8 protein-coding genes and 1 pseudogene are annotated in these 7649 nt (G+C 65.6%); 3 read left to right on the top strand and 6 right to left on the bottom strand.

Annotated features, from left to right (window positions below; all coding sequences use genetic code 11):
• The 5 genes from DID96_RS37110 to DID96_RS37130 all read right to left on the bottom strand — a co-directional run.
• Positions 1 to 160 (bottom strand): FAD-dependent oxidoreductase (locus DID96_RS37110; protein WP_124604217.1); only part of this gene is annotated, 160 nt, incomplete at its 3' end.
• A gap of 21 nt (positions 161 to 181) precedes the next feature.
• Entirely contained in the window at positions 182 to 847 is a 666-nt protein-coding gene (locus DID96_RS37115) for a HutD family protein (protein ID WP_124604219.1), read from the bottom strand.
• Positions 844 to 1788 carry an electron transfer flavoprotein subunit alpha/FixB family protein gene (locus tag DID96_RS37120; RefSeq protein ID WP_124604221.1) on the bottom strand — a complete coding sequence of 315 codons (945 nt, stop codon included), beginning with the start codon at positions 1786 to 1788 and terminating at the stop codon, positions 844 to 846. Before DID96_RS37120 ends, DID96_RS37115 begins: the two co-directional genes overlap by 4 nt.
• Positions 1785 to 2564 (bottom strand): electron transfer flavoprotein subunit beta/FixA family protein, encoded by a 780-nt coding sequence (locus tag DID96_RS37125; RefSeq protein ID WP_124604223.1) that lies wholly within the window; start codon positions 2562 to 2564, stop codon positions 1785 to 1787. Before DID96_RS37125 ends, DID96_RS37120 begins: the two co-directional genes overlap by 4 nt.
• A gap of 27 nt (positions 2565 to 2591) precedes the next feature.
• Entirely contained in the window at positions 2592 to 3776 is a 1185-nt protein-coding gene (locus DID96_RS37130) for an FAD-binding oxidoreductase (protein ID WP_124604225.1), read from the bottom strand.
• 181 nt (positions 3777 to 3957) lie between these two features.
• Here DID96_RS37130 and DID96_RS37135 point away from each other — a divergent pair, with 181 nt between their 5' ends.
• Together DID96_RS37135 and hutG are read left to right on the top strand one after the other, a co-directional pair.
• Positions 3958 to 4923: a LysR family transcriptional regulator gene (locus DID96_RS37135; protein WP_124604231.1), complete on the top strand. Its 966-nt coding sequence runs from the start codon at positions 3958 to 3960 to the stop codon at positions 4921 to 4923.
• Positions 4924 to 4940: 17 nt separating this feature from the next.
• Positions 4941 to 5750, top strand: coding sequence for an N-formylglutamate deformylase (gene hutG, locus DID96_RS37140; RefSeq protein WP_124604227.1), 810 nt, complete (start codon positions 4941 to 4943; stop codon positions 5748 to 5750).
• Positions 5751 to 5962: 212 nt separating this feature from the next.
• Here hutG and DID96_RS37145 read toward each other — a convergent pair whose 3' ends face one another.
• A complete protein-coding gene (locus DID96_RS37145; RefSeq protein WP_124604229.1) occupies positions 5963 to 6565 on the bottom strand; it encodes a helix-turn-helix domain-containing protein in 603 nt (200 codons plus the stop codon).
• Between the two features lie 249 nt (positions 6566 to 6814).
• Between DID96_RS37145 and DID96_RS37150 the strand changes: the two are divergent.
• Positions 6815 to 7649 (top strand): annotated as a pseudogene (locus DID96_RS37150) (type III glutamate--ammonia ligase); the annotation flags it as partial.

A 7649-nucleotide genomic window follows, 5' to 3' on the forward strand; every position in this document is an offset into this window, starting at 1 on the left:
TCTCGAGCACGCACACACCGATCTCGGCGCCTTTCTCGGCGGCGAGCTGCTTGAGCCGGATCGCCGCGGACAGCCCGGCAGGGCCGCCGCCGACGATCACGACGTCGTATTCCATCGATTCGCGCGGGCCATGTTGTTCGATAAGCGAAGCGTGAGACATGAGCGGATAAAAGAGCAGGGGTTAGCGTTCGACTGGCTCGATTGCGATCGAGATCAGGCGGGAGTCAAGTGCGTCGGACTGCAGATCGAGTTCTTCGCTGCGGCCGTCGAGCCAAAGGCCCTGCATCGGCAGCAGCGTCTGGGTGCTGAGCGTGGCGCTGCTGAAGCGCCATTGACCGGCCGCGCAAATCAGCAGATGCGTTGGCGCAGGTGTCACGCGACGCGAATGCGTCGCCACGGTCACGGTGGCCCGGCAGGCGACGCGGCGCGTCATCACGTTGAGCACGTGCGTGGGCCGCACGATATCGGTCGTCCACACCGGCAAATCGCCGGGAAAGTGTGCCGGCACGATCGGGTGGGCGACGAGATGTCCGTCCTGCGCGCGGAGTTCGACGCTCGTGTTGTCGACCGGGACGAGTATCCGGTCGACGCCCGGAAACTGCGAGAAGCGGGCCGCCCCGTCGAGCGTTGCAAGACTGACACGCCAGTCGACGTTGCCGTCACGGTCGATGCGGCTTGCGATCGTTCGCGTGAGTCCGGCGCCGTTTGCCCAGGCTTCGGGCGCGACCTGCGTGCAATCGATGAACCGGACGGACGAGTAGTGCGCCGCAGATGGCGCACTCCCCGCAGGGGAAAGTGGCGCAGGCACGCGCGGGACGATGTCTTCCCCGGAATCGGCGCCCGTCATGCGCTGCTCCCCGCATCGATGTGACGTTCGATCGCGGCCATCACGTCGAACAGATCACCCACGAAGCCCACATCCGCAAACGAGAAGATGGGCGCATCCGGATCCTTGTTGACGGCGACGATCCACTTCGAATCCTTCATGCCGGCCAGGTGCTGAACGGCGCCCGAGATGCCGAATGCGAGATACGCGTCGGGCGCGACGGTCTTGCCGGTTTGCCCGACCTGAATCGCGTTCGGTGCATAGCCGGCGTCGACCGCGGCGCGCGATGCGCCGAGTGCCGCGCCAAAACGCGATGCGAGCGTGCCGAGCCGTGCCATGTTCTCGCTGGACGCGAGCCCGCGTCCGCCCGACACGACAATCGGCGCATTCGCGAGATCGATTCCGGTTGTCTGGGCGCCGTTGCGTTCGACGAGCGTCGTCGCGGCGAACGCGGGCAGTGTATCCACGGAATCGATCGATGCCGGTTCGGCGCGCGCGCCTGCCGCCGCAAACGACGATGCGCGCACCGTCGCGAACGTGGTCTCACGCGCACTTTGGACGGTCGCGATGATGCTCCCCGCATACAGGCCGCGAACGAAGCGCCCATCGTCCGTCACGCCGGTTACGTCCGCGATGAACGCCGCACCGGCGAGCGCGGCGGCGCGCGGCAACGCGTTCCGGCCGAGTGTGCGATGGGCGGCCACGATCAGCGCGTAGCGCGGTGCCAGTCCGGCCAGCAGCGCGGCGAGACTTTCCGGCGTGACGGTACCGGCGACGTTCGGCGTATCCGGCCGGAGCACCCGATCGATGCCGTCGATCAGCGCGGCTTCCGCCGCAGCCACGGGATCGAGCACCAGCAAGTCGACCGGATGCCGGCGCGCCATTGCAGCAGTCACGACGCGCCGGACCGCGTCCGCCAGCGCATGGTCGGCCGTGGCTTCGGCGACAACGAGCGTTCTCATGCCGAGACTCCTTGATGGGCAAAGACGTTGTGTGCAGCGAGCGCGGCAATCAGTGTGTCGATGTCGGCAACACGGTGACCTGCGCGCTGCACGGTCGGTTCGTCCAGTTGCAACACACGTGACGACGGCGCGAGATCGACTGCGAACTGCGCGGCATGAACGACGGCAAGCGGTTTCTGTTTCGCCTTGACGATGCTCGGCAGCGTTACGCGTCGCGGTTCGGCCAGGCGCAGGTCGGCGCTCACGACGGCGCGTCCGGCCAGTCGCCAGGTCGCGGTGCCGCTGTCGTCGCCGCAAGTGACGCGCCAGCCGTCGCCTTCGGGTGCGAGTGCGGTGGCGTCGAGTCCCTGCGGCCAGCCGAGCAGGCCGGCCAGCATCGGCGCGACGCCGCCGGTGTCGTCGTCGATCGCCTGCTTGCCGCAGAGCACGAGGTCGTACGGCGACGAGCCGATGTACGCGTGCAGCAGCCGTGCGACGCCCAGCGAATCGAGCGACGCGGCCGCGTCGCCGGTGTCGATCAGGATCGCGTCGTCGGCGCCCATGGCGAGGCCGGTGCGCAGCACGTCCTGGCAGGCGGACAGGCCGCACGTGACGACGCTCACCTGTGCGGCATGACCGGCTTCGCGCAGGCGCAGCGCCATTTCGAGCGCGCATTCGTCGAACGGGTTGATGGACATCTTGAGGCCGGTCGTCTCGATCGAGCCGGTCGAACCGACCCGCACGCGCACGTTCGGATCGACGACGCGCTTGACGGGCACCAGTATCTTCAGGGGCATGGGCATGTCTCGTCGAAAGGATGTGGATCAGGACACGGCGCCGAGGCCGTACTTGCCGGTAAGCAATGCGCCGGTCGCAAAGCGTTCGAGCGCGTAGGGAGCCAGCGACACGTCGGTCGGCTGTCCGAGCGCATGCTGCGCAAGCAGCTTGCCGATGCCGGGCGACAGCTTGAAGCCGTGACCCGAGAAGCCGAAGCCGACCACCAGCCCTTCGATGTCGCCGACGTTGCCGAGCACGGGGTTCCAGTCGGGGGTCACGTCGTAGACGCCGGTCCACGACGAAGCGAGCCCCGCCGTCTCGTAGGCGGGAAAACGTTCGGCGACCTGCGCGCCGACTTCGGCGACGTAATCGAGAGAGATGTCGCCCTGTTCGGTTTCAGGCGTATTCAGCGTCTCGCCGACGACGCCCTCGGAGACCAGCATCTGGCTGCCGCCATAGCTGCGGTAATACAGCATGCCGGGCGAGCCGAGGTCCTTGAACGCGGGCATCTGGAACGAATACCTTGCGTCGCACTCGAGTGCCAGCACGGTGTGCCGCTCAGGCGTGACCGGCAGCGGTACGTCGATCCAGCCGGCCAGTTCCGGCGTCCAGATATTCTGGGTGCTGATCAGCGTGCCGCACGTGAAGCGGCCGGCGCTCGTGTCGACGCCGACAATGCGGCGGCCGTCGCGCACGATACCGGTGACGGTCGTGCCCTCGAGAATTTTCACGCCCCGTCGGCGCGCCGATTTCGCGAAGCTCGTCGCGACGAGGTAAGCATCGGCAAAGCCGGCTTCCGGTTCGAAGCCGATCAGCGCCGCGTCGTCGAACTGCGCAATCGGCAGGCGTGCGTGTGCGTCGTTCCGATCGAGCAACTGGACGTCGATACCCATCGCCCGCTGCGCGTCGAGCGACGCGCGCAGTGGCTCGAGTTTCTCCCCATCCGGTGCGCAGATCATGTAGCCGCACTTGACGAGCCCGCAGGACGCTTCGTCGTCGCCGACGTATTCGGCGAAGTTGTTGAATGCCCACCACGACGCGCGCGCCAGTTCGACGTTCTGACGGACCGAATAGTGCGTGCGCAGCAGGCCGGACGATTGCGACGTGGTGCCTGCGCCGATCATGCCGCGTTCGATGACGAGGACGTTGTTGGCGCCGAGCGACGCAAGATGATGCGCGACCGACGTGCCGATCACGCCGGCACCGATCACGATGAAGTCGAAATGGCTCATGGTTTCCCTCTGGGTAGACGACGAGCCGATTCTAGGGAGCAGCGGTGTCGCCGAATTTTGTATTAGGCAAACTTATGCAACGTGCCCGGAAGTGCTCATCCAGCACCCGGGCGAACCGAACCGGCGCACCATTCGTCGCGTATTGGCGGAATGGTCGTCCTCCTCGGCATCTGGAGCCTTTATGCGACGCACCCCATCGCCAATCGACCTGCGTGCCCTGCAGGCATTCGTCGCCGTATGTGAGACCGGTTCGATGACCGGTGCGTCCAGGCGCATCGGTGTGAGCCAGAGCGCGATCAGCCAGGCTGTTTCCGCACTGGAGCGCGAGCAGGGGACGGTGCTGTTCGATCGCGAGAGCCGCCCACCGCGCCCCAATATTGCCGGCCGGGCGCTGCTCGAACTGGCCGGCCCGCTGCTCGAGCATGCGCAAATGGTCAGCACGCGCGTCGGCGACGCGTCGGACGCGGGGCGCCTGCCGGTGAGGCTCGGCTGCGTCGATTCGTTCGCCGCGACAGTCGGACCGGAACTGATCCGCGCGGTGTCGGGCGCGTCGAGGCAGATTTCGATGTGGTCCGGGATCACGCCGGGTTTGAGCAAGCAATTGCATGACCGGGAGATCGACGTCGCCGTGTGCACGCAAACCACGGTCAGCGATGCGCGCATCGTCGAGGTGCCGTTGTTCTCGGAAGCGTTTGTCGTGGTCGTCGCGCGCGCGCATCTGGCCGGTCGCCCGAAGGTCGACTGGCGGACGCTGGCTGCCGAACTCCCGTTGATCCGTTACACGGCGCGGTCCGTGATCGGTCAGCAGGTGGAGCGGTTCGCGCGTCATCTCGGCATCGACAGCCCGAGGCGCTTCGAATTCGACGCGACGGATCCGCTGCTGAGTCTGGTTGCCGCGCGACTCGGCTTCGCGATCTCGACGCCGCTGTGCCTCTGGCAGGCGCGACATTATCTCGACGACGTTGCCGTCCTGCCGTTGCCGTCCGGCCGGCTCGGCCGGCGCGATTTCTTTCTCCTGCATCGGCAGGGCGAGTGGGAGGACTTCGTCACGGAGATCGTCGAACTGACGCGGTCCGTGCTCGACCATTCGATCCGGCCCGCGCTCGCGCGCGCCGTGCCGCAGTTGCCCGAAGATGCATTGCTTTGATTCGTACGGAGCCCTCGATGAGTAACCTATACACGCTGCAACGCGGCGATGCGCCGCTGCTGATTTCGATTCCGCACCTCGGAACGGCGATACCCGCGCCGTTGCGCGATGCGTACACCGACCGCGCGCTGACGCTCGCCGACACGGACTGGCACCTCGATCGCCTGTATGCGTTCGCAACGACGCTCGGCGCGACGGTGCTCGGCGCGACGCTCTCGCGTTACGTGATCGATCTCAACCGTCCCCCGGACGACGAGAGCCTGTACCCTGGCCAGACGACGACGGGCCTGTGTCCGACCGAAACGTTTCGAGGCGAGCCGGTCTATCGAGAAGGATGCGAACCGGACGCGGCGGAGAAGGGCCGCCGGGTCGGCGCGTACTGGCAGCCGTACCACACGGCACTGGCAGCCGAGCTGGCGCGGCTGCGCGAGCGCCACGGGAACGTGCTCCTCTGGGAAGCGCACTCGATCGCAAGCGCGCTGCCGAGGCTGTTCGACGGCAAGCTGCCCGACCTGAACATCGGCACGCAAGACGGCCGGACTGTCGCGCCGTCCGTACAGGCTGCGGTCGAAAGCGAGGCCGCGGCAAGCCCCTTCACGTCGGTCGCCAATGGCCGCTTCAAGGGCGGCTTCATTACCCGCTCGTTCGGCAGGCCATCGCACGGCGTGCACGCGATCCAGCTGGAGATGTGCCAGTCGACGTACATGAACGAAGCCTTCCCGTTTGCATACGACCCCGCGCGTGCGGCGCTCGTGCAGCCCACGGTGCGCCGGATGATCGGCGCGGCGCTGGATGCGCTGGCAGCGCTGCGGCCAGTCGCAGCATAAGGATCACTGATACATCTTCGTAACCGTGGTTCCCGTATCAGTGCGACGTTGCACCGAAAGTGGCGTGGAACCGCACCCGTAGCACGCAAGGGCCCGGTTCGCACCGGATGACGCACGGGTTCCATGTCGCCCGGAGTGTTTATCCATGGGAATCTTTGATTCCTGTTGATAAACCTGGTACGAGGCTTGCGTTATCTCTCGCGACGGGATGTTCATTCGTCGGCAGGTTGTCCGTAGACGAAGATCGACAGGAACTGGATCGGGGTCTTGATCAGGCGTTCCGGGCCGTGCGGTACGTCGGCGCGGAACGTCAGGGTGTCGCCCGGATGCAGGATGTAGGTCTGCTGACCGTGCCGGTATTCGATCACGCCCTTGAGCATGTGGATGAACTCGGTGCCGGGATGCTCGAACACGGGAAAGCGTTCCGCCTGGTCCTCCATCGTGATCAGGAACGGCTCGAAAGTTTTGCGAGGGCCTTGGTCGTAGGCGAGCAGATGGTAGGTGTGGCCGCTTTTCGTCCCTTTGCGGACGACTTCCATCCCGGCGCCTTTCTTCACGAGCTGGGCGCCGCCTTGCGGGACGTCGAAGTTGCGGAACAGGACGGCCATGGAGACGCCGAGCGCCTGGGCAATCCGATGGAGTACGTCGAGACCGGTCGAGGTTTGTGCGTTTTCGATCTTCGACAGCATGCCGCGGCTGATGCCGGCCTGTTCGGCGACCTGGGCGATGGTCAGGCCGTGGCGCTGGCGAAGCTCGCGAATGGTCGACCCGAGATAGCGTTCCAGCGGCGTCTTGCTGTCGTCAGCGGTGTGCATCGTCGACCTCGGCAAAAGGGGCAAGGGTAGCAGATTGCAGTGCGCACACCGGCATGGCGGGACGCGCCGGTGCGCGGGCAACGAGTTTCATGACAGGAATTATTGTTGCACGTTAATAAATTCCGCCATGTACTGCGGACACGGTCGCAGCTCACCCCGGGCTGTGCGTGCCGATGAATCGCAGCCGGGTCCCTCGCGCGTCGAGCGGATTTCTCAAACCAGCAAACGATGCAGTTGCAAGGAGAGACGATGAACCTGAACGATACGAGCCAGTTGCCGGTCAACGCGCTCGGAAGCGTACCCCGCTTCGATTCGGTGGACGAAGCGCAGACATACCTCGGGCAACACGGCGTCAAGTATGTGCTCGCGCAATTCGTCGACATTCACGGCGTGGCCAAGGCGAAGTCGGTGCCGGTCGCGCATCTGAATAGCGTGCTGACCGCGGGGGCGGGCTTTGCGGGCTTCGCGATCTGGGGTGTCGGTATCGAGCCGAACGGGCCGGACTACATGGCGGTCGGCGATCTTGCGACGCTGACGCCGGTGCCGTGGCAGTCTGGACTCGCGCGGATCGCTTGCGACGGTCATGTGGACGGCGCACCGTGGGTGTTCGATTCGCGCGTGACGCTAAAGCGGCAGGTTGCCCGTCTGACCGAGCGCGGATGGACGCTTTTTACCGGCCTCGAGCCCGAATTTTCGCTGTTGAAGCGTTCGGCTTCGGGCGTGCTCGAGCCTTGCGACCCGAGCGATACGCTGGCGAAGCCCTGCTACGACTACAAGGGGCTGTCCCGCACGCGTGTGTTCCTGGAAAAGCTCACCGAATCGCTGCGCGCGGTCGGCATCGACGTCTACCAGATCGATCACGAGGACGCGAATGGCCAGTTCGAGATCAACTACACGTACACCGATTGCCTGACGTCGTGCGATCACTACGTGTTCTTCAAGATGGCCGCGTCGGAAATCGCGAACGAACTCGGGATGATCTGCTCGTTCATGCCGAAGCCGTTCGCGAACCGCCCGGGCAACGGCATGCACATGCACATGTCGATCGGCGACGGCAAGCGCAACCTGTTCGCCGACGACGCCG

The sequence above is a fragment of the Burkholderia sp. Bp8963 genome, from assembly GCF_003854275.1.
Lineage (GTDB): Bacteria > Pseudomonadota > Gammaproteobacteria > Burkholderiales > Burkholderiaceae > Burkholderia.

Bases quoted from the DNA above. Each gene is read 5' to 3' on its own strand.
- DID96_RS37115 (WP_124604219.1), bottom strand. From the start codon at position 847: ATGACGGGCGCCGATTCCGGGGAAGACATCGTCCCGCGCGTGCCTGCG.
- DID96_RS37125 (WP_124604223.1), bottom strand. From the start codon at position 2,564: ATGCCCCTGAAGATACTGGTGCCCGTCAAGCGCGTCGTCGATCCGAAC.
- DID96_RS37145 (WP_124604229.1), bottom strand. From the start codon at position 6,565: ATGCACACCGCTGACGACAGCAAGACGCCGCTGGAACGCTATCTCGGG.
- hutG (WP_124604227.1), top strand. From the start codon at position 4,941: ATGAGTAACCTATACACGCTGCAACGCGGCGATGCGCCGCTGCTGATT.
- DID96_RS37130 (WP_124604225.1), bottom strand. From the start codon at position 3,776: ATGAGCCATTTCGACTTCATCGTGATCGGTGCCGGCGTGATCGGCACG.
- DID96_RS37135 (WP_124604231.1), top strand. From the start codon at position 3,958: ATGCGACGCACCCCATCGCCAATCGACCTGCGTGCCCTGCAGGCATTC.
- DID96_RS37120 (WP_124604221.1), bottom strand. From the start codon at position 1,788: ATGAGAACGCTCGTTGTCGCCGAAGCCACGGCCGACCATGCGCTGGCG.